This window comes from Sphingorhabdus sp. M41 (assembly GCF_001586275.1).
Taxonomy (GTDB): domain Bacteria; phylum Pseudomonadota; class Alphaproteobacteria; order Sphingomonadales; family Sphingomonadaceae; genus Parasphingorhabdus.
In genome coordinates this window covers 710,229-731,076 of record NZ_CP014545.1, presented here as the reverse complement: position 1 = coordinate 731,076, position 20,848 = coordinate 710,229, and the positions used below count along the sequence as shown (strand labels likewise).

At 52.4% G+C, this 20,848-nt stretch carries 20 protein-coding genes and 1 tRNA gene; 11 read left to right on the top strand and 10 right to left on the bottom strand.

Features of this window, described 5'->3' with window-relative positions; all coding sequences use genetic code 11:
• The first annotated feature begins 71 nt into the window (after window positions 1–71).
• From AZE99_RS03560 to AZE99_RS03550, 3 genes are all read left to right on the top strand, one after another.
• Window positions 72–338, top strand: a complete 267-nt coding sequence (locus AZE99_RS03560; protein WP_197460244.1) for a hypothetical protein — start codon at window positions 72–74, stop codon at window positions 336–338.
• 707 nt (window positions 339–1,045) lie between these two features.
• Window positions 1,046–2,335, top strand: coding sequence for a tyrosine-type recombinase/integrase (locus tag AZE99_RS03555; RefSeq protein WP_067198145.1), 1,290 nt, complete (start codon window positions 1,046–1,048; stop codon window positions 2,333–2,335).
• A 115-nt stretch (window positions 2,336–2,450) separates the two neighbouring features.
• Window positions 2,451–3,380: a nucleotidyltransferase and HEPN domain-containing protein gene (locus tag AZE99_RS03550; protein ID WP_067198143.1), complete on the top strand. Its 930-nt coding sequence runs from the start codon at window positions 2,451–2,453 to the stop codon at window positions 3,378–3,380.
• A 257-nt stretch (window positions 3,381–3,637) separates the two neighbouring features.
• On the opposite strand, the gene AZE99_RS03540 is transcribed toward AZE99_RS03550, so the two are convergent.
• From AZE99_RS03540 to AZE99_RS15905, 8 genes are all read right to left on the bottom strand, one after another.
• Window positions 3,638–3,880: a DUF2188 domain-containing protein gene (locus AZE99_RS03540; RefSeq protein WP_067198139.1), complete on the bottom strand. Its 243-nt coding sequence runs from the start codon at window positions 3,878–3,880 to the stop codon at window positions 3,638–3,640.
• Window positions 3,881–3,989: 109 nt separating this feature from the next.
• Window positions 3,990–4,100, bottom strand: coding sequence for a hypothetical protein (locus tag AZE99_RS16530; protein ID WP_443027800.1), 111 nt, complete (start codon window positions 4,098–4,100; stop codon window positions 3,990–3,992).
• Window positions 4,101–4,121: 21 nt separating this feature from the next.
• Complete coding sequence (locus tag AZE99_RS03535; protein WP_067198137.1) at window positions 4,122–4,301, bottom strand: hypothetical protein; 180 nt, start codon at window positions 4,299–4,301, stop codon at window positions 4,122–4,124.
• 665 nt (window positions 4,302–4,966) lie between these two features.
• Complete coding sequence (locus AZE99_RS03530; RefSeq protein ID WP_067198135.1) at window positions 4,967–6,913, bottom strand: hypothetical protein; 1,947 nt, start codon at window positions 6,911–6,913, stop codon at window positions 4,967–4,969.
• A complete protein-coding gene (locus AZE99_RS03525; RefSeq protein WP_067198133.1) occupies window positions 6,910–9,330 on the bottom strand; it encodes a sensor histidine kinase in 2,421 nt (806 codons plus the stop codon). Before AZE99_RS03525 ends, AZE99_RS03530 begins: the two co-directional genes overlap by 4 nt.
• A gap of 39 nt (window positions 9,331–9,369) precedes the next feature.
• On the bottom strand, window positions 9,370–10,203 hold the full coding sequence (locus AZE99_RS03520) for a phosphoadenosine phosphosulfate reductase family protein (protein WP_067198131.1): 834 nt from the start codon (window positions 10,201–10,203) through the stop codon (window positions 9,370–9,372).
• Window positions 10,200–13,490, bottom strand: a complete 3,291-nt coding sequence (locus AZE99_RS03515) for a hypothetical protein (protein WP_156472084.1) — start codon at window positions 13,488–13,490, stop codon at window positions 10,200–10,202. Before AZE99_RS03515 ends, AZE99_RS03520 begins: the two co-directional genes overlap by 4 nt.
• Window positions 13,487–14,425, bottom strand: a complete 939-nt coding sequence (locus AZE99_RS15905; RefSeq protein ID WP_197460242.1) for a DUF4007 family protein — start codon at window positions 14,423–14,425, stop codon at window positions 13,487–13,489. The genes AZE99_RS03515 and AZE99_RS15905 overlap by 4 nt, the downstream gene beginning before the upstream one ends.
• A gap of 80 nt (window positions 14,426–14,505) precedes the next feature.
• Here AZE99_RS15905 and AZE99_RS03500 point away from each other — a divergent pair, with 80 nt between their 5' ends.
• A complete protein-coding gene (locus AZE99_RS03500; protein WP_067198124.1) occupies window positions 14,506–15,645 on the top strand; it encodes a cysteine desulfurase family protein in 1,140 nt (379 codons plus the stop codon).
• A gap of 269 nt (window positions 15,646–15,914) precedes the next feature.
• Here the strand turns inward: AZE99_RS03500 and AZE99_RS03495 are convergent.
• Window positions 15,915–15,989 (bottom strand) — tRNA-Gly (locus AZE99_RS03495).
• 221 nt (window positions 15,990–16,210) lie between these two features.
• Between AZE99_RS03495 and AZE99_RS03490 the strand changes: the two genes are divergently transcribed.
• Genes AZE99_RS03490 through AZE99_RS03480 form a run of 3 tightly spaced genes read left to right on the top strand, consistent with a single transcriptional unit; the run spans window position 16,211 to window position 17,930 of the window.
• Window positions 16,211–17,119, top strand: a complete 909-nt coding sequence (locus tag AZE99_RS03490) for a tetratricopeptide repeat protein (protein WP_067198122.1) — start codon at window positions 16,211–16,213, stop codon at window positions 17,117–17,119.
• On the top strand, window positions 17,116–17,736 hold the full coding sequence (locus tag AZE99_RS03485; protein WP_067198121.1) for an LON peptidase substrate-binding domain-containing protein: 621 nt from the start codon (window positions 17,116–17,118) through the stop codon (window positions 17,734–17,736). The genes AZE99_RS03490 and AZE99_RS03485 overlap by 4 nt, the downstream gene beginning before the upstream one ends.
• Window positions 17,733–17,930, top strand: a complete 198-nt coding sequence (locus tag AZE99_RS03480) for a Trm112 family protein (protein WP_067198119.1) — start codon at window positions 17,733–17,735, stop codon at window positions 17,928–17,930. Before AZE99_RS03485 ends, AZE99_RS03480 begins: the two co-directional genes overlap by 4 nt.
• 84 nt (window positions 17,931–18,014) lie before the next feature.
• Here the strand turns inward: AZE99_RS03480 and AZE99_RS03475 are convergent, their stop codons facing one another.
• A complete protein-coding gene (locus AZE99_RS03475; RefSeq protein ID WP_067198118.1) occupies window positions 18,015–18,215 on the bottom strand; it encodes a hypothetical protein in 201 nt (66 codons plus the stop codon).
• A gap of 603 nt (window positions 18,216–18,818) precedes the next feature.
• Between AZE99_RS03475 and AZE99_RS03470 the strand changes: the two genes are divergently transcribed.
• The 4 genes from AZE99_RS03470 to AZE99_RS16235 are packed head-to-tail and all read left to right on the top strand — an operon-like array spanning window position 18,819 to window position 20,813.
• Complete coding sequence (locus AZE99_RS03470) at window positions 18,819–19,340, top strand: helix-turn-helix transcriptional regulator (RefSeq protein ID WP_067198116.1); 522 nt, start codon at window positions 18,819–18,821, stop codon at window positions 19,338–19,340.
• A gap of 57 nt (window positions 19,341–19,397) precedes the next feature.
• Window positions 19,398–19,766, top strand: a complete 369-nt coding sequence (locus tag AZE99_RS03465) for a hypothetical protein (RefSeq protein WP_067198114.1) — start codon at window positions 19,398–19,400, stop codon at window positions 19,764–19,766.
• Between the two features lie 46 nt (window positions 19,767–19,812).
• Window positions 19,813–20,271, top strand: a complete 459-nt coding sequence (locus AZE99_RS16240; protein WP_067198113.1) for a hypothetical protein — start codon at window positions 19,813–19,815, stop codon at window positions 20,269–20,271.
• A 59-nt stretch (window positions 20,272–20,330) separates the two neighbouring features.
• Window positions 20,331–20,813, top strand: a complete 483-nt coding sequence (locus AZE99_RS16235) for a JAB domain-containing protein (RefSeq protein ID WP_197460241.1) — start codon at window positions 20,331–20,333, stop codon at window positions 20,811–20,813.
• Window positions 20,814–20,848: the final 35 nt, after the last annotated feature.

The following is a 20,848-nucleotide window of genomic DNA, read 5'->3' as shown; positions in this document are numbered from 1 at the left end:
CATTTTCCTCGGGTTTTCCACCTTGTATGGCAAGGGTAGACGAGCTGAACCACCGGGATTATAGGTGCGCCATGGCACGTCCCCTACGAATTACTCCTCAGTCGGCCAGAGACATGACCAATTATGTTTCCGGCTTGATCACTGAAGCTGCAAGGCTGCGCGAACAGGCGTTCGAGCGTGCTGCTGCGGGTGACAGGACTGTTGCCGCTGATTTGCATAAGGACGCGAAACTGGTGGCTTCCATTGCCGTTTCTTTTCGATACGAACTGGCGGACGCGCATGCAGATACCAATGATGCCGACAGCTTGATTGCCGCTCTCGACATGTGGCCACAATAGTTGCTGCCGACGAGTGGTGCGCCGATGATATTATGGTGAAAGGCGTAACCATCCCGGGACTGTTCCGGATTTCGGCTTCATAATCGGCGCCCTGTTCCATCGATTCGAGGCCCAGTGCTCTCCGCCCGCAGGGAGCTGATTCGTTCAGGCGATCGGCAATGCCGTCGACATTTCCAGGGAAGAGGGAATTCTCTGGAACGGTGCGTGCGTGTGAATATGTGGGCAAGCCACCCTGCGCCTGCGCTTGGGAGTTTTCCGGATGACAATCCGCCGGATTGATTCATTCGCTAGGAAGCAGGAAACTCGCAGGGTGATAGTGCTGAGGTACATTTGGGCAAGCCACCCTCCCTCGCGGTCGGGAGTTTTTCGGGCAAACATGCGCCGCATGTTTGCTTTTAACCGAAAAACTGGAGCGGGCGAAGAGATTCGAACTCTCGACCCCAACCTTGGCAACGGGTTCTGGTCGTTTTCGCTACAGTTTCCCGATGTTTCTAAAACCACGAAATACCACTACTATTCAATAGCTTATATTGACCGAAAACCCGAATCGGCTACGCTACGATTTGCCGCGGTTTTCCGCCAACTGCTTCCCCCCTGCTTCCCCGCTTATGCTGCACCTGCGTGGGGAAGCAGATTTGGCGCGCGTGCGCCGCCAGCCCAGTCACAAAACCAGAGAGGATTTTACTCTAACCCCCAAGGAATTTTACATGCCCCGATTGACCAAGCGCATAATCGACGCTGCAAAGCCCGGCCCCCGCGACAACTTTTTGTGGGATAGCGAACTCAAAGGATTTGGCGTTCGCATCAAACCCAGCGGCACACGCTCATTCATCATTCAATATCGTAATCTCGAAGGACGCACCCGCCGCTGCGTCATCGGCCAATATGGCGCCCTAACCGTCGAGCAGGCACGCGACCACGCAAAGAAGAAGCTGGCGAGCGTCATCGATGGCGCAGACCCATCGGCAGAACGTCATGCCATCAAACAGGGTTGGACGATCTCGGCAATTTGCGACTGGTATCTGACCGAAGCCGAGGCTGGACGGCTAATCGGGCGTAACCGTCGGCCCATCAAAGCATCAACAATCTCCGGTGACCGCAGCCGGATCGACCTTCATATCAAGCCGCTAATTGGAAACCGCGTGGTCAGCCAGCTTAAGCTCGCCGACATTGAACGTTTACAGGGCGATATCGCCGCTGGACGCACGGCCAAGGCTCGCAAAGTCGGGAGAGGTGGGCGGACAGCAGGCGGGATAGGCGTTGCATCGCGTTCGATCAGCACCTTGCGAAGTCTTCTCAATCACGCCCGCCGCCTTGGGCTTATCGAGGTTAGCCCGGCAGCGGGCGTGCGGATCATGGCTTCCCAGAAACTAAAGCGCCATCTGAACGCTGGCGAAATCCGGCACCTGGGCAAACTGATGACGCAGATGGGGAGCGAGGGCGAGCATCCGACCGCTCTTGCCGCAATCCGCGTCATGTTGCTCACCGGGTTCCGGCGCATGGAGGTTCTGGCGATGCGAAAGGAATGGGTTCAGCCCGACGACAATCTCGTTCGGTTCCCCGATACAAAGTCGGGGCCGCAAATGCGCGTTGCTGGCGATGACGCGATGACGGTTCTCGAAAAGCAGGCGCAGCGCAGTCATTCACCGTTTGTGTTCCCCGCCGATTGGGGTGACGGGCATTTCATTGGCGTAGTCCGCGTGCTCGACCGTGTTTGCGCGCGAGCTGGCCTAGAGGAAGTGACACCTCACACGTTACGCCACAGCTTTGCCAGCTTGGCGGCATCGCTAGGTTTTAGCGAACTAACCATCTCCGGTCTTCTGGGCCACGCCCCGCGCGGAGTTACGCAACGATATGTCCATCTCGACACCGCGCTGGTCATTGCTGCCGATCAGGTGTCAGCCGAGATTGCTCGGCTTTTAGCCGGTGGAGAACTGCAAAGCGTGCGCGAAGTCAAACAGGCGCGAACGCTCGCATCGTTGCGCGCCGTAGCGTGATTACTGTGGCTTTCGCGTACCATCCCCATTTCTTGGTATAGACACGGCCGAGGGCAGCGTAATCGTATGATCTGGCTTGCCAATAAGCGAAAGACCTTTCAGGGTGGAGGTAATTATGCAGACGACACTTGATCATCTTCCGGCAGCCAAGCAGCGCGAGATCGAGCGCGTGAAGGCGATAATCTTCGAAGAGTTCGAAGACGCGCTGGCGCTTGCAAAGCATGAGTGGAAGAAGAAGGGGAAGATCGAGAAGATCATCCTCTATGGAAGCTACGCTCGCGGAGGCTGGGTCGACGAGCCGCACACGGCCAAAGGCTATCGCTCCGACTTCGATATCCTCATCATCGTCAATGATAAGCGCCTGACCGACAAGGTCGACTACTGGCTCAAGCTGGACAACCGGTTGATGCGCGAACTGGCCATCGACAAGACGCTGCGCACGCCGGTCAACTTCATCGTCCATACACTCGGAGAAGTGAATGATGGCCTGGCTCATGGCCGCTACTTCTTCATGGACGTCGCAAAGGACGGCATTGCGCTTTATGAGGCCGATGGCCGCCAACTGCACGTTCCCAAACCAAAGACACCCGAGCAGGCGCTGGCGATGGCCAAGGAGTATTTTGAGGAGTGGTTTCCTGCGGCCGGTGGGCGACAAAAAATTGCGAATTTTGCAATCGCTGAAGGGTTATATAAACACGCAGCGTTTGAATTGCACCAGACAGCCGAAACGCTTTACCACTGTGTATTACTGGTCTGCACGTTCTACACACCGCATGTTCACAATCTTGGTTTCCTGAGAACGCAGGCGGAGCGTCTAGATATGCGCCTTGTCGATTGCTGGCCGCGCGAACTTCGTGCGGACCGGGCACGGTTCGAGAAGCTCAAGGAAGCATATGTGAAGGCGCGATACTCGAAGCATTACCGCATCAGCGAGGAAGAACTGACTTGGCTGGGCGAGCAGATCGAGGAACTCGGTCGCGTGGTTCACACGATATGCTTGGAGCGAATTTCTGCATTAGAGAATGAAGTTCTGTCAGCGGAATAGCCGACATTCAATTGTAAGATAACGTCTATCGTTGCCTCGTGCGGGATCGTGAGCAACGGCGCCATATGATACAGGCAGAGCTTGCCGAGCAACGCGGCCTACATCAAGAAAGGCGCGGCATTGGACAAAACTATGAGGCGTAGCCTTCAGAGATTCACGGTTATTTTGATAAACAGATTGAAGCGACATACACCCCATCAGCCAGACTGGATTGGCTATAGTGCCGTTCTTTTCGAGATGATGATCTTTGCGAAGAGTTAGCCATTCCCGCGTGGATCAGTTTTACCATGGGTGTCGCTATCAATGATTTGCCCACGCTTATGCACCGAGCCATCACGCGAGGCATGTTCTCTCACCTCACCCCCGCCAGAATTTGTCGCCAGTTCTTTGGCTCGCGCCTGAATTTCAGCCTTGGTCGATGCGCGGGCCGAGGCTTTCTCGCCGCCAGCCTTCATTGCTTTCCAGCCATCAGCATCTTTGGAAATATGATAGTCAGCCATTCTGGATTACCTTTCCTATAGTTGAAGTTCCCAACGATATAGGAAGGGCGACAATCAATTTCTACTGGATGGCCTGCTTTATTATCATGCTAAATATTACGGCTAGCAATCAACAAACCGCCCAAGACGATTGTTGCTGCCTGTGTTGCGCGGCCAGCCGTACCTGCCAGCGGAACAACATGCTGGTGACGATATTATGACGCCTACACACCTCCGCCACCGTCGCGCCAGGCACCTCGGATTAGAGCACGATCATGCGCTGTTCTTCGTCGGTGAAGCTGCGCGGGCCTGCCGAGCGCGCGCCGCCCGTCAGCGCCTCTGTTAAGCCGTAACCGGCAGCATCACCGTTAGCAGCGCTGCTAGCACCAGTGCTTATTTGCGGTCGCGCGCTGCCATGAAGCTGCGCGCGCCAGTCGATCACGAGCTCCTCGTCGGCAATCAGATCGCGCCATCTGCGCAGGCTGAGCTGGGAAATTCGAAGCGCTAGCGCATAATTTTTGAGCTCATTCCGCTCCAGTTCAAGGCTTCCAAATGCATCGCCCAGAACGACTGCGCTGCCCGATTGCGTCGGTCGGTGGTCAGCTTCCTACCCTTTTGGTGACCGCTCGCTTACGCTCCAAAGCCGCGCGCTCGACACGCATCTTAGCCATTTTTGAGTCGGTCAGCATGTTCAGCCAGCGCGCGAACGTTGCACGTTTCAGACCGTGGACGTTGCAATATTGACCTTCGAAAACCCACTGCACCACCACGCATCGGCTCGCTCAGACCACCATTTACGCTTACCCCGATTATCATAATATCGCGATACTACCAGAAGCCCTCCAACGTAAGAAGGAACCCCATATGGTACGATATAGCAGCCCCGAATTTAGGTATCAGGAGCAGACGGTTAGGAAGGTCGGGTGCATGGCAAGATAAAAGCAGCGCCGTCGGTTGGGGTGCAGGCTGTTGGAATTACTGGGAAATATGCGCCAGCCAATCGCCGACCCGGCTGGCATGATCGACCGAAAATGGCGAAATTCCAACACTTTCAACGCCGTCGCTTGCTTTCAGGCCTTAAATCGCGGGTATGTGACTATGCCGACGTCATCCAACCAATGTTTCGTCGACGACGATTTTAAAAATTAAACCTGATTTGCGGAAATTGGTGCCGAGCTGTTCGACAAAGTTAGGTTGGGTCACAATCATACCGACTTTCTCCACTTTTGGCTTTTTATCGTCTTTCTCCGGGAGAGGTTCACCATCCTGGAGAAGTTCTGCCGGCTGCGGGTCTTTCAGCGGCAAACTGATCCACTGAAAACCTGATCGAAAAAGCTTTCTAAGCCGAGTTTGCTCTTTAAGCTTGTTCAGCAACGCCTTACTGCCATCAGAGACCGTCGCGACATCCAAGCCCAATATGGCAGTTGTAAGTTCGTTTTCACAGCTCGAATCAAAAATAAGTGTGGCCGATTTTGCTTTTCGCGGAACGAGGGCGTTGCCACGCAGCACTACTCCCGCTGGCAGAGCCAGTTGCCGTTCCGTTTGGTCCTGGTGTGCATAGTAAATATCAGCGGTGAACCGAAACGACCTTGGCAAGGGCGCCATCTCGCCCACCCGTCCAACATTTCCAAGGAGCTGCTGACGCAGCCCGAGCGCAGAGATATCCCTGAGACGGCCAAGAACGACTGCATCACCATTCGTCTTCAAGAGGTTCTTTGCTCGTGAAAGGTTCATTGTGCGCAAATCCCCGAAATCCCAAGTCACCTGATATCGCCGACCGCCATCAATCGATAAAACTGGCGTTGTGTTTCCAGAAACGCCGAGTACAGGTTTCGCCATATCGACTTCTTCGAGTTTGCCGGCGATCAACAGCACAGTTTTTAGACCGTCCGTTCTGATAAGATCGCATTCTGGAGATGCGACAAAGAACACCAAATCATTTTGTCCTGCAAAAAACCCACGAGGCTTGATTGCAGTCCCCACTCGTGGTCCTATTATATCTCCAAAAGTAATTGGCCATACAGCGCCCGTCGCATGTGATCTGCGGTTTGGATTGACAAACAGCGTACGCTCCAAGATGGCATAGGTGTCGCGGTCGTTAGAAATCATCAATGGCGGGGGGTCGTCTGCCATCTCATCAAGCAGAATAGCCGCTTTTAAAACTTCGCTATGAGCCTCAATCTCATATTGAAGGACGCGATCAAAAACATCTAGCATATAACTGGATGTGTTCACGCCTTCGAAGCGCAAAAGCATAGTCCGAATATGTTGCAAATCATCAATGTCGATTTTTCGGAGCGCACTCGCTGCTTTTCCGACGGCATCTTGTGCTTTCTGCTCCCACGTCTCCACAAAGGTAGACAAAGCCTGACTGTCCCTGCGATGCGCGGCGAGCGTCAGAATTAGCCCCTGAACGCGTCCTGGTGTCTGAAGATCGGGCTTCCTAACATATCGAAACGCAGAAGCATGGAGCTTCACGTCACTACGGAATTCTTTGGCCAAGTCGTCAATCGTCGGAATCTGGGACATCAGCACAATAGATGGGAGAGCCCCCTTCCGCTGATCGATAGCGCATTTAAGTCTGTCTACCGTAAGCTGTCGGTCTTCAGCACCCTGTTGGATACCCAAAAACAAGTCGATCACGATCAAGTCTGCATCAACAGCATCGTTGACAAAATCCCGACCATGGGTGGTGTAAGGAATGCCGAGCGCAGTCAGTGCATCTTCCGCCGCCGTAAGAAAAGGCGCGTTATCTGCGGCCTTTTGCTCATAGTCATCAAAAAGGCCGCCCAAAAGGTCGCGAATATCTTCTCGGTTGCGCCATAGTGCATCGATAAATTTTTGATCGGACTTGAGCTCATCTCTGGCACTAGGATCGAATTCGGGTAAAAATGCTTCGATGCGCGACGATGCAGCACCTTGAACATCATCAAAAAAAATGTCCCAGCCATCTTCATCGATCAGCTCGTGATACAATGGATCCTCATCGTATCCGTCATCAACGATGATTGCAGACGTGATTCCAGCTTTCTCTACCAGCTTTTTATCTTTCAAGAGTCGTCCCCCACCACTTGATAGTCAAAAGTAGTAAACCGACCTTCGCTGTTGGTAGTCTCTACATCCAATATCAAGGCGCCACCATTATGTTCAGCAGCTTCCTTGGCGATAAATAGCCCGAGTCCGCGGCGGCGGCTCTTGTCTTTAAGCGAGAAGAAAAGATCAAAAATCCGATCTTTGTATTGTTTTGAAATGCCGGGTCCATTGTCCGTAAAACGGACACGCGGAGGATTATCTTCAACGGCGATTGTGAGCATTGGTTCACGTGACATCTTGCGCTGCTTCTCAACATCCATCCAATATAATGAGTTCGAGATCAAGTTTTCCAAAACCTGGACAACCATCCCTTTAACTGCCGTCACTTCAACAGGCTTATCTGGGGGAAACACGCTTAGTTGGACTTCGTGGCGAGCAAATTGCACTTCATGAGCATCGAGGATTTCATCGACTAGCTCGTCCAATTTAAAACGCTCTTTACGCTGGCGGCCTGTTACGCTTAGCGGGTCCAGGATGCGCAGGCGCTTGCTAATACTATTCATCGATGCGCGGAGACTTTCAAGCCTCTGACGCACTTCGTCGGGAACAGTTTTTCGCTTGAGACTGTTGAGAATATCCAAAGCATCTTCCGCGGACCGGGTTAGCTCATGCGCCACAACTTCGACCATCAAGCCGATGCCTGCCATTGCGAGCATCTGATCCGCATCCTTTTCCATGTCAGCAATGCGCTCACGCGCTTTTGCGGCATAGCGAGAAAACTCCTCACGCATTAATTCTAACTCTTGGACAGCCTCTCGATGCTCTTTGGGAACAACTTTGCCAATTGAACGGATAGTCGCCTTCATCCGCTTTTCTAGATCGGCCGTTCGTGTTTCATCAGCGATGAAAGGTTGTTTTGCATCTTTTTGTTCCCGTGTGATGCGGTTCATCTCATCACGCAAACGCTCCACGGAGAACTGAACTGTCTCCTTCAATATAGCCTCTTCGGGTGTTTGACGAAGACCTTCGCGGTTGGTTTGGTCAATTAAGCGAGGATTAGACAAACGCCCGATTTCGACTTGTCCGATCAACTGAATGCGATTTAATGCATAGCCCTTTGACTTAAGGGCTGTTTTATCGAGATCGAGCCAATCATCATCTTCTTCGCCATAGGGGTAAACTCTAAAGCCATCGCGATAGAGGCGTACCCCCATCCATTGGTCGAGTAGGTTTCTAAGAGCTTGAAATTCACCTGTTGTTTTGTGTTTCCGCAGAATTGAACGGTTAAACCAATGTAGCTCGAAGTCGAACGGGCCAACTGTATCGAGCGCTGTGTAGTCGACATCTCGCTTGTTCATCCGTCGGCGCTTTGCCTTTGGACCTACCAAAGCGCCATGTAAGACATCGGCTGTCGCCGTTTCGATACTTATTTCTTTGGGATGGTCAAAACCAATATTGTTCAGCTCAATCCGAAGCTCCAACTCGGGGCCTTTCTCGGTATTTCGATATTTTCCTCGCACAAGGGCATTGGCATGAGACAAAAAACTGTTCTCCAACCGCCGAATGTTGACCCTCTTGCCATTCCATAGGACAACAATCCGCTGGCTTATCTTTTTGTCGAGCGGGTTGATAAGCAAGGAGAAATCATCCATTGCAAGCCAACCAACGCGTTTCTCGGCCCAGTCGGCATTCAATTTACGAATAACGATTTGAGTGCCGCTGAACTCAGGGTCTTTCTTCTTGCCGCCGCGTGCAGGCGTAACGGTGATATCCTCGATCATCTTAGTCGAATCATCGAAGGCTGACCAATCGATGTCGATAAGACTGTAGTGGCTTTCTCCAGATTTCGTCGTACGGACCGAGAGCGTGTCGCCCAGCCTCATTGCTGACAGCCGCCCGATACCCTTTTCACCCAAATAGGGGGTGTGCGACTTTCCACCGGCTAGCGCAGCATCAATTTCAGTTTTTCTCGAGGACGTGCCAATCACTAGAAAAACCGAGGTCAGTTCTTTAAGCGACATGCCCGATCCTGTGTCGGATACAGTGATAGAATTCAGGCCATTAATCGTCTGCAAGACGCTTGCAAGCTCTTCGAGATCTTCTGCAGCTTCAATGAGAGAATTCGCTTCCTCCCATAGATCATCGGCCTCGGTAATAAGTTTGCCCGCGAGCCACTTTTTCAAATCTTCAAAATCCCAAGCGTCATCCTGCTCTTCGTCATCAGATGCTTCAAGACTCTGAAGTTTCAATTCAGCTAAAACTTCCGCCTTTGCCTCTTCAAAGTCTCGGCGCGCCAACACGATATCAAATTTGATCGTAACACCGTTCTTGGAACCAGCATCGATCCCATTCTTGATCAACTCATAAAAGGCGATGGGATCCGAACTTATTAGTTCTGATCCCAACTCTAGTACGGTCCGTGCAGTTACTTTGAACATGAAATGACCTTAAACAAAATTTATTTATATTGTATCTCACTATTTATGGCAGGTCAGACAGGCTTTGGCTGCCCCTCCATAAACATCATCTAGGTCCAACGGCGTGTCTGGGCGCAATGGGTTTGCCTGCACCCGCGTGCGCGCCCTAACCAAACGCTTTTCGTGATCCAGTCTGATCTGTTCTTGCCGTTCTGGTTGCTCAAGATCAGTTAACGACTCGCCTTGACTCCAAGTGAACGGTGAGCCGTGTTCAATTGCCGTTTTCTCGTACAGTTTTGCTTCCTCGAACGCCCCCGGATGATGCTCTTTCAAACGCACCCATTCGATCTTTTGCTGAAAAAAGCAGAAAGTACAACCACTGCGACTGCGCCAACTATAGTATTCTGGAAGACCCAATCCTGAACCTTCTAGTATCTCGATGACACCCGCCTTATCAATGCTGGCGTCCTTGAAGGGTAGCCTAACCAGCAGCTTTTCCTTGTTTGACTGATAACCCTCTCGGTATTCTTCATCGCTGCGGATCGCAACGTAGGACATAACCGTCTCTCCGGCTTCAAGAAACTCTCGCACCCATTTCTCAAACGGGCGAAGCTTGAGCTGGCGCGTGCACCAGCGTGACTGCGCAGAAGGTAGATAGCTTTTGTAGCTCTTCAGCCAGAAATCAAAGTCACGATCAGGATTTAATCGACGTATCGGCTTCCCAAGATAGCCTTCAAGGCGCGTCAAATATTCGTATACCTCAGGCAATTCTTTACCCGTATCAGTGAAGAAATACTCGACCTCAATTTCTGGATGTCTCTGACGCATAAAGATGGCCAGAGCAGCGCTGTCGCGGCCTCCCGAAAGGCCCAACACGTGGCGGGTAGATCTCATGCTCGTTCTCCTGCAAGACGTTCATCGCTTGTGTTGAGATATTTAGATGTCACCTCGATCAGAGCAGCCAGAATGATCTCGCGGCTCTGCTGATCTGCCTCGCTCAAAGCACGATCAAGCGTGCCAGCTAGCTTTTCTACATCATGCCAATCGACATCAGCGACCTGGATCTCGCTGAACAGAGAATGCGGCATGTTCTGCTTGCCCACGACGACTGCCATGGCATGGCGCCCATCCTTGCGCCCCTTAACCCGAGCCATCGTTTCGGTTTTCAGAAACACAGTCGAAAGTTCGGTAAGACCGACAGCTGCGCGTTCTCGGTCACCGTCATTCCAGTCTCTTGGGAGTTTATTGACGGCGACGCCGGCAAGCCCCTCTATATCTTCTCGCGTGCCATGGAACTGCGTCAGCCTTCCCACGAAAGCTTCTAAACGTAAATCACCGCCAATATGGCGGATGTTATCTGCACGATCGCGTAAATCTTTAAAGGCGTGGTCGTCTTGACTTCGAACATCCAGTTCTCGCAACATCAGATCTTTCAAATCGTCGAGTACCTTTGGATAGGCTGCTCGCATTTCGGCCAGTGCGTCTCTAAGCAGGACTGCCGTTGCATTCGCATCAAAATTGCCATCGGCTAGCGGCTCAGCTAAGCGCGGCAAATCGTCAAACAAGAGCTGGTTTGGGTCACTCGCCCGCTTGAGAATCTCACGGACCTTGAGTGTTTGCGGAGAAAGAGATTGGGTTCGCGTCGTCCAAGGCACGAGGGCATCGAACTCGCTAATTATCGTTCGCGCAACCCGCAACGGTTCCGCAGTATCTTTGATTTCTAGGAGTCCGCCTAGGGTCTTAAGTGTATCTCCGACAAACCCTTTCATTTCAACCTTTCGCAATTCAATGTCTTTGGTATTTCGAGCGAGGAACTCGACACAAAGCTCATTGAAGTTGGCCTGAAATATTCCTTCTCCGTAGACCGCAACACGATCACGACGCGACAGAATGTAGGCTGACAAAAACACCGGTCCAAGGCCGGTCTTCAACCCAATTGGTTCCTTGCCCCAAGCCTGAATAATCTCATCACCCCCCACGACACCCTGCTTAGATGAGAGCAACTTATCGGCCACACACCACAATGGATACAGCGTGTTGCCCTTGGCGGGGGCGCGGTATTTACCCTCAACGTGAATTCCTGTTTCTTTGAGCAGCAAAATGTAGAGTCCGCGCTCCGCAGGATAGTTTTTTCCGTCAAACCCTAGGTCAATGCTCGTCCCACGCATTGCCATACGTTTCATTAGCTTGGTTCGCGCACTTACCGCATTCGAGGATGGCTCAGAGCAGTTTAACAGCTCATTGCGAATTAGTGGAGCATCGCTAAAGATCGCATCAGCCAGGATGGACAGTTGCTCGTTTAAGAGACGCTTGGTCAGTCGCTTTGATTTCTGGTCTGCAACGAACCAACTGCACTCTTCGATCATACCATGTAGGATATCCTCGAGTTTCTGACGAACCTCTGCGACACGAGCATCGATTTCTCTACGTGCAATCGGATCACCTCGAAGTTCTGGAAACTTACTTTCCAGAGTATTTAGCGCCGCAAGTTCTCGTCCGAGGTCGAGAATTTGGGCTGCGTCAGCATGGTGACCGATGATTAACGGGCAATTACCCTCGGCACGGGCGGCGCGCTTACACGCATTTATGGTTTCCTTCTGGCTCTCACCTTTCATCGGCAATGCAAAAACTATGCGTCCAATAGTGTCTTGAGCGTATTTAGGGGCTGTGGAACACTCCAGCTTCGATACCGGATCGATCGACATCTCGAACCACCGCATCGCGCCTGTCTCCTCATGATGACGCTTCGCCAACATCGGCTGAAGATCAGCCAGCAAGCGCACCATGTTGAGGTCGATATCCGTCGGTTCTGATAAAACCTCTCCTAATCGAGCCGCGACATCGAAATCCGACCCTGCGTAAAGCACATATATGCCTGCGTGTTTCCGGAAAACGATTTCAGATTGCTGTTCCAGACGCGTAAGCGCCGCCTCAATATCAGAGCGATTGATTTCGTTAAGCGCTAGAACAATCGTTTCTAAATTGCTCGCAATTCCGGACCGATCTTTGAGCAATTCAAAAATTGCGATGGTTTTTAATACTTGTTGTTCTAGGTCACTTGCGCCGCGCACCATGCACCGCTCAAGGACATCATGCGCCATTGCCCATCGACGCCCGTCCGGTGACGTCAGGATTGCAGCTTCAAAATTCGCCTGTAGATAATTCCACAATAGGTGCGGCGGGTAAACGCCGTCGAGAGCCTCTTTTTTGAGTACGTCCTGTAGCCCGTATGGTTCAGCAGAATTCAAAAAGGAAAACACACTTCGTTGGTTTTGACCAAAACCCCGCCGGGAAAGGGGCCCCAAGAGACAGGCAGTAAAAGGGTGAAGCGGATCTGCGCGAGCCAGCTTACCTGCCATGCGCTTGGCGTCGGCTTTTTTGCGTACCGGTCGCAATTGCGCGACGCAATCGTTGCTCAATGGAATGGCTGTATGGATAGCACGGTTGTGCCCAAGTGCTTCACCAATTAGTTCAATCGTCTCTTCAAGCGAGATCGAAATTGAAATATCAACAAACCGCCCCTGAATCTTCGCCCAGGATTCTTTAGTTCTACTACCTAGTCGCTCAGCATATTCCTCGAAACCTTGGTGCAAGATTCCGAGAAAAATGAACTTACTCTCGCTACGTGCAGAGAGTTCAGCGATGTCTTGTAGGAGGTGAAGATCGCCTTCGCCGTCGGCTGCTGCCTCTAATCCACGACCTAGCTCATCCATAATAATGAGCAGACCGCGATCCTTAGTTTTACGTTTTATCTCATTGAGGATGTCTGATGCACTCGAGGAGGCAGGGATATCCAAAAGCTCTGCAAGTTGAATCGCGATCGACCGACGTTCCGTGACTAGCGGCAGCACATTCCAGCGCGATGGGAAATAGGGCAGTGCCGACTTTAAAGCGATTATGACGGATTCGCCGAACAAAGAAGCGGCTTGATCACGGACTGGTTTAGGCGCTCCAAATAGGCAGGCGACCGCAACGGCTAAGCTAGACTTGCCGCCGCCATAAGGCCCGGTCCACGTAAAGGCACCTTGTTCAGTATCAGCGATGTGGGATGCCATGAAAGTTATGGCGGCTTGGAATGAAGCCGGACAATGAAAGTCATCAATCGCAGTTGCCGACGAAAAATCCGTGTCTAGGCGGACGGACCGACGGAATCGTGGTGTTATTGTCACGGAATTGTTCATGCAGCCATCCGAATACAATCGCTGATCAGTGTCTCGCGAAGAATGCGTTGCTCCGCTTTTATCGAACGTTTTTTGCTCCGAATTATCTGTCGTAATCCCGCTGTCTCTGACCAAACTAATGCCCCGCCCGAAATTTCTTCAAGCTGCTCAAGCCGATCAACGATATCATCCTCCTCAAGCAAAAAAACACGCCCCGGAGAACCGGGCGCGTAAGCGGTATTTTCGAATGACATAGTCGCCTGATCAGGCGCAAAGTTATTCCAGAACTCATTCAAACAATAGAGGAATATTGCATTGGAAAGATTAGGTTTGCGACCGCGCGATAGCCGCGACCGCTGCTTGTCCATTGGACGAATCAGACCAAGTTCAGCGAGTACGGATTCTCCAGCTTCGCTAGAGCCGCGTCCACCAATATAGCTTCTAAGAATGCACTGCAAGTCTCGGTCAACCGTTGTGGATGCCACCCGGCTCCACCCACGCTCTTCGGCAAGTTTAAGTAGAGGAGCGACGATGTCCTGCCGAACAAAGCTGCCCCCTCTAAATTCATTAAACAGCCAATAGACCGATGTGAGTCTACAACGCCCAGCCAAATACCAATGAAGCAGCCAAAGTGAGGCGTCTTCTTCAAGATAAGGATCAGTTCCATTCTCATCGAACAGCATAGTCCCAAGCCACGTTGTTTGAAGTCCTGCCCTAGTTTCTTCCAATACGCCAGCGGCAATGGCCCAATAGCGGATCGCGCTGACCATATTGCGGCCCACACCGAAACGAGCGATAGACTCGGGATCTCGGAATAGGTGTACCGCGTCTTTTGCTGATGACACTTGGTTAACAGCACGATACGCTTTCTGCAGCCAACCATAACGTAGGGGGAATGTTTCATGCCCCGAAAAGCATGGCCGATAGTCGGCACTTTTTAGCCCGTGCTTGTTCATTCTACCTCCTGGTGACATCATCCAGTATACAAATTTGTTTATAAGGGCTACAGGCGAGTTCTTCCAACATCGGGGTTAATATGCAGGTTGGGCAAACAATCTACCTTGACTACCAAGCATCGACTCCCGTCGATGAGCGTGTTTTGCGGGTGATCCATACAGCTTCAGCAGCGCATTTTGCCAATCCGCACTCGGCAGATCATGTGCTCGGATGGCGCGCCGCCGCTGCCATTAAGGTGGCAAGCGCGCAGGTAGGAGAACTCTTTGGCCTTCAAGGTGAAGACGTTATTTTCACATCCGGAGCAAGTGAGTCTAATGCAATGGCCGTCAGGACGGCCGAAGCAATAGCTTCTAGTTCACAGCGCACGGAGCTTTTAATCGGCGCTGCTGACCATGGCTCAATTTTGAATGAAGCGGAAAATAGTCGGTTAACGGTCAAGCGAATAGCTCTTAATAAACATGGCGCACCCGACCACCATCACCTAAGAACATTGCTAAATGACTCCACGGCTCTGGTATCGATTGTCGGCGTCAATAATGAGAATGGTGCAATTTCGGATCTTACTGCCCATTCAGATCTCTGCAGAAGCCGAGGAATTCTGCTACACGTCGATCTTTCGCAAGCACCTCTTGCAATGGATATTGATCTGCTTAATCTTGACATCGCTTTCGCAACAGTTTCGGCGCACAAGATTTACGGTCCCAAAGGCATCGGAGCACTGTTGACAGGTCCTGGCCTGTCGGATCAGATAAAGCCTATTATTGTCGGTGCAGGACAACAAGGGGGACGCCGTGGCGGCACAATGCCAACAGAGCTAATTATGGGCTTTGGAGAAGCCTGCCGGCTCGTCTCAGACAATGGATCAAGTGAGCGTGGCACAATTGCTGCGATACGCAATCGCTTTATAAAAAGTCTCGCAGAGAAACGAATAGCTAGCTTGATTGGTTCACTCGAGCGACGGCACCCGGGAAATGCGCTCATGCATTTTCCGGGGCGAGATGCATCAGATCTTCTCGCTAGATTACAGCCGAAGATTGCTGCATCAACTCAATCAGCTTGTTCCTCTGGTTCAATCGAACCCTCTCACGTTTTACGGGCCATGGGATTTGACTACGAAACTGCATCCGAGTGTATCCGATTCAGTTTCGGTAGGTTTTCGAACAACGAACAGGCAGATCAAGCAATAAGACACATTGTTGACGTACTCAACGACTGTTGAACTCTGTGATCTCAGCGCCATTAGACTCCTCAGCCGCTTTTGAAAGTTGGATATGCAAGGGTATATATCCTTAGCATCAAATTTTCGGTGCAGAGTCGCCTTGCAGCTTGGCTTCGTTTGTAGCAAATTGTCGCAATGCACACCCAAATCCACGCCATGAAACGCTGCCAACTGCTTCCCCCATGCTTACCCGACGCAGAGTCTGGAGCGGGGAAGCAGATTTCGCGCCGCCGCGATCTGCATAAAATGTTGAAATTATTTGGAAAAACTGGAGCGGGCGAAGAGATTCGAACTCTCGACCCCAACCTTGGCAAGGTTGTGCTCTACCCCTGAGCTACGCCCGCTCGGCGTTGCTGCGACACTTGGGTAATCACTTGGTCAGCAGCAGTTGAGGCGCGCGGTTAGCATGGGTTTTTATACCCCGCAAGCCCCAATCAACGCCTAGTTCACTACAAATGCAAAAATATCCTTGGCATTGGCGTCCCGCTCCCCACATAAAGCCCACAAGTTAAACGATTTGAGCGCGCGTCCGGGCATTGGTCCCGCGCTATAACAGGAGCATCACGTGGCAACAGCAGGACTGACAGTCGAAGAACAAAAAGCGGTAGAAGTCTTCCAGCGGGAAGTCGTGACACCGAGCATGGACAAGCTCGTCATTCTCGATTTCTGGGCGGAATGGTGCGGGCCGTGCAAGGCGCTGACGCCGTTGCTGGAGAAAGTGGCCGCGGCTTATGCCGACAAGGGCGTGATACTGGCCAAGATCAATGTCGACGAGAATAAATTTATCGCTGCCCAGTTCCAGGTGCAGTCGATCCCTACCGTTTATGCGATTTTTCAGGGCAAGCCGGTCGCGGACCTGACAAGCGCCCGCAGCGAAAGCCAATTGACCGGCGCGCTTGACCAGTTGCTCGAAAAGCTGCCTGTTGGCGGCGGAGCGGAGCCCGAACAGGATATCGCGCCTTTGCTCGCGATGGGCGAAGAAGTGCTGGGCGAAGGCGATGCCGAGCGTGCTGCCGGGATTTTCGCGCAGATTGCCGATATGGCGCCCGATAATGTCGAGGCAGTCGGCGGACTGATTCGCGCGCTGGTTGCGGCAGACCATATAGAGCAGGCAGAAGCCGCGCTCGCCGGATTGCCGGACGAGCTGCGCAGCGACCCCGCGATCGAACGCGCGCAGACAACCCTGCAACTGGCCAAGGACAAGCCCGATGCCGGCGCGCTGGCGGCGATGGAGGCGGCTGTGGCTGCTAATAGCAAGGATCATCAGGCCCGATTCGATCTCGCCGTCGCACTGATCGCTACCGGCGACCATGACGCTGCGGCCGAGCATCTTTTGACCATCATCGCTGCCGACAAGGAGTGGAATGACGGCGCGGCGCGGCAGAAACTGCTGTCATTGTTCGAAATGGTCGGCCTTGAGGACGAATGGGTGGCTGCGACCCGCCGCAAGCTCAGCGCCGTGCTGTTCGGATGAGCGAAACCAAAAGACTTTCTATCTTCCCGCTGGCTGGTGCGTTGCTGTTTCCCGGCATGCATCTGCCGCTGCACATATTCGAGGAACGCTATCGCGCGCTGATCAATGACGCGATGGCGCGTGATCGTAGGATCGGCATGGTCCAGCCGAAGGAAGCGGGCGATCACCCTGCCCTGTTCGATATTGGCTGCCTCGGCAAGATCATCGATATCGAGGCGCTGGATGACGGGCGCTTCAATGTGGTGCTGGAAGGCGTGGCGCGATTCCGGATTGTCGAGGAAATCGACGCATCCACCGCCTTTCGCCAGGTAAGGGCCGAGATTGAGGACGACCAGGAACTGGACGAAGTATTGGCCAGCGCCGAACGCGCTGCGCTCGAAATAGAGTCGCGCAAATTTGCTGAACTGCAAGGCTATCAGGTTGACTGGGACAGTATCGGGCGGCTCGACGACATGGCCTTTGTCAACGGCATCGCGCAGATTGCCCCTTTTGACGCCGCGTCTAAACAGGCTTTGCTGGAAGTCGATGGCCTCGCCAATCGCGCCGAACTGATCATTCAGCTGCTGCAGTTTTTCGGCCGCCAGGATGGCGACGATGACCGCGTTACCTTACAATGAGCATTCAGGGTGCAAAAGACGAGCTGCAGGCAATTGATCCACAATTGCTGAGCATATTGGTCTGCCCGATAACACGGACTGCGCTGGTTCATGATACAGAAGCGCAGGAGCTCATCAGTGAAGCAGCGGGTCTGGCCTATCCGATACGGGATGGAATTCCGGTGATGTTGGTGGAAGAAGCGCGCCCGTTATAGGCCCTTTATAGCATCGCAGATCAAGGGTGCGAGGTTAAGATGATGCGCCAGACGACATGCTGGCGATAGTGAGTCAGTTGCTGATCAGCCCTTGTCACTCATCACGATATCGGTGTCGGCATCCGCACGGATGGTTGCGGCAGGTTCATCCTGCTCCGCAGCGACCACCGGTGACAAGACGACCGCCAGAACAAAGGCAGAAATAATCGCGCCCCACGTCACCAAGTGACCGAGAAAAAGTTCTTTTTCTCGCCGGGTGAAGCTGTTCAAATCGCGTTTAATCATGACGATTACAATCTCTACTCTACTACTATACTACTCAAATTCACTCGATCGGTTGCACTCAGACCGTAATATCATCTCCGGGTTGATCCACTCATGGGAGAATATGGATCAACCCGGATCTGTATGTTCAGAGAAGCTTAGCGGGTTCAACGCTCCTCTTGAACTGGCTGAAAAGCCCGATACAGCGACAAAATACTGACCAGAGTATTCCATTGCTGCATGCGATACCCATTCTTCAGCGGAGGGACTCGGACTCAGGCAGAGCCAGAACCGTTGTACCGCCTTTCCGAACAAACAATCGCAAGGGCTTCTTGCCGAACAAGCATGTTTATGGGCTGATTTGCCGACATTCTTGAGGTTGAACCCGTGTCACCGGCAATTCGAGCGTTACAAGTTAATGAAACCAACGCAGATCCGGCTGAATTGCTGCGATATTAGGAATTTGTTATCGAATTAAATTTACTCCTTGTAGCGGTAACATGAGATTTAACCCCAGCAAAACCATATGAAATTCACGTTTTTGCGCTACGGGAAGGGAGAGTTTGCCGCTATGTTGACCATGTATTTTTTGCCAAATCAACGTCCCTGTCGTATGAGCAAAATATGACCAGCGTTTTTTGCGACAATCTGAATGAGAATGAAAAGGAGGCGCTGCGCCTGCTTTTGCTAGGTCATGACGCCAAAACCGCGGCCCAGGAAATTGACGTCACGCCCAATGTGATCAACGAACGGCTGCGGTCTGCGCGACAAAAACTGGAAGTGACGAGCAGCAGGGCTGCCGCCCGGATGCTGGCTGAACACGAGGGATTTGAACCCAAATATTTTGTACCCAAGAAAATTGGGATTGCGACGAAGCCGGAATCCGACGCAATTTATCCCCTGCCTGGACATCAGGCAGCGTCGCAGGATAGAGTCAGGGAAGTGCAATCGGCATATCAGTCTTATGCCACTTTCTCCAACCCGCTCCTTTCTGTGCCGTTTCGCAAGCAGGGAGAATTGGGTAACGATCTAAACAAAGGAGCGCGAATCTGGGCGATCGCCGACCTATCGGTCAAGCTCGCCTTTGCATTTGCCTTTGTCTGCCTTGCCGCAATACTCGTGAGCAGGTTGATCAGCCCAAATTAATCCTTGGAATTTTGGTCACCAATCGGCGCCGGTATGATCCGGCGACTGGAGAGTCACATGTTGAATCAACGTATCGAAGCCGCCCGCCCCATCGCAAAAAAAATCCACGAGGTCGAAAAATCCCTCAATTTGACCATGGTTCAGATGGGTGAACTGATGAGCAGCATTGCTGCTGCCCGACTCGCATCGGGCACCCGTTTTTCCCTGACTGCCGGGATGGATGCCTCGGAAAAACTGATTGCTGCAGCAGCCCAGACCGCCCGCTGTTATCGGGAAGTGGTGGAAGCGCATGCGCATCTGGCTGAAGACCGGGAAGATGCTGGATTGCGCGCCGTTAGCTGGGGTGATGGTCTGGAATGTCCTCCGGTACAGGCGGAACTTTCGGAACCGGAAGCTGTGTATCCCAGAGCGGTCCCTTCCGCTTAGTCCAAGCTAGGCTTGACCGTATCAACTTTCTTTGGTCGAAAGGATAATGGTCAGGATTCAATTGTTTCAAGCGCTGCTGATTATTTGTTGCAGCTATGGATTGATATGGGGCGGCAGACCGGAGCGATTTGCGGTCATTATAATTTTGGTCGGTTTCTTTCTCACGATCGCGGTCGCCGCCCCTGTTTCCGATCGATTTTCTCATGTTGAAGTGAGAATCTTCCTTGTCGATGCAGCGATGTTGGGCAGCTTTTTCTATCTTGCCTTAAATGCTGAGAGGTATTGGACTTTATGGTTATGCGCTATGCAATCGATACAGGTGCTCACGCACCTGCCGATAATGGTTATTCCGGAACTGATGCCACAGGCTTATGGAGCAGTAGCGGCAGTCTGGGCCTATCCGATGCTGATTGTATTGACCGCCGGCACTTACCGTCATCAGCAGCGCCTTCGGCAGTACGGGGTCGACAAATCCTGGAGCGACTTTTCGTCCTTGCGAAAATAGACAATGCTTCTTCCGTCGCCGATGCATTAATTACCGAATTTGGTTCGATCGGGGCGGCATTGCACTCTGATCCCCGGACAGCCAAGAGCAATCCTGCCCGGGCCATCCTGTCTCTGGTGCGGGAAGCCATGCTCATATCATCCAAGGACAAGATGCTGGACCGGATTTGCCTGTCCAAGGCTACGGACGTCATCGAATATCTTATCGTGGCCATGGCGCGTTTGCCGGTCGAAGAGGTGCGGGTCCTGTTTCTGGATAGCAGGAACCGGCTTATCAGCGACGAAGTCGTGAGCAGAGGGACTATTTCGGAAGCCCCCATTTATCCGCGCGAGATATTGAAACGTGCGCTAGCTTTGGATGCAACCGCCCTGATCCTTGCGCATAATCATCCGTCCGGTGATCCCAATCCCAGCGAGGGCGATATCGATGCCACCCGCCGCCTGCTAAAAGCCGGTAAAGAACTCGGATTGACCGTGCACGATCATATCATCGTCGGCAGTGAAGGCTGGATCAGTCTTCGAGACCGAGTGGCATTTCAGTGATCATTTGGCTTGTGCAGATAGCGCTTATTTCTGGT

Bases quoted from the DNA above. Each gene is read 5' to 3' on its own strand.
- AZE99_RS03560 (WP_197460244.1), top strand. From the start codon at position 72: ATGGCACGTCCCCTACGAATTACTCCTCAGTCGGCCAGAGACATGACC.
- AZE99_RS03555 (WP_067198145.1), top strand. From the start codon at position 1,046: ATGCCCCGATTGACCAAGCGCATAATCGACGCTGCAAAGCCCGGCCCC.
- AZE99_RS03550 (WP_067198143.1), top strand. From the start codon at position 2,451: ATGCAGACGACACTTGATCATCTTCCGGCAGCCAAGCAGCGCGAGATC.
- AZE99_RS03540 (WP_067198139.1), bottom strand. From the start codon at position 3,880: ATGGCTGACTATCATATTTCCAAAGATGCTGATGGCTGGAAAGCAATG.
- AZE99_RS03525 (WP_067198133.1), bottom strand. From the start codon at position 9,330: ATGTTCAAAGTAACTGCACGGACCGTACTAGAGTTGGGATCAGAACTA.
- AZE99_RS03520 (WP_067198131.1), bottom strand. From the start codon at position 10,203: ATGAGATCTACCCGCCACGTGTTGGGCCTTTCGGGAGGCCGCGACAGC.
- AZE99_RS03515 (WP_156472084.1), bottom strand. From the start codon at position 13,490: ATGAACAATTCCGTGACAATAACACCACGATTCCGTCGGTCCGTCCGC.
- AZE99_RS15905 (WP_197460242.1), bottom strand. From the start codon at position 14,425: ATGAACAAGCACGGGCTAAAAAGTGCCGACTATCGGCCATGCTTTTCG.
- AZE99_RS03500 (WP_067198124.1), top strand. From the start codon at position 14,506: ATGCAGGTTGGGCAAACAATCTACCTTGACTACCAAGCATCGACTCCC.
- AZE99_RS03485 (WP_067198121.1), top strand. From the start codon at position 17,116: ATGAGCGAAACCAAAAGACTTTCTATCTTCCCGCTGGCTGGTGCGTTG.
- AZE99_RS03480 (WP_067198119.1), top strand. From the start codon at position 17,733: ATGAGCATTCAGGGTGCAAAAGACGAGCTGCAGGCAATTGATCCACAA.
- AZE99_RS03475 (WP_067198118.1), bottom strand. From the start codon at position 18,215: ATGATTAAACGCGATTTGAACAGCTTCACCCGGCGAGAAAAAGAACTT.
- AZE99_RS03470 (WP_067198116.1), top strand. From the start codon at position 18,819: ATGACCAGCGTTTTTTGCGACAATCTGAATGAGAATGAAAAGGAGGCG.
- AZE99_RS03465 (WP_067198114.1), top strand. From the start codon at position 19,398: ATGTTGAATCAACGTATCGAAGCCGCCCGCCCCATCGCAAAAAAAATC.
- AZE99_RS16240 (WP_067198113.1), top strand. From the start codon at position 19,813: ATGGTCAGGATTCAATTGTTTCAAGCGCTGCTGATTATTTGTTGCAGC.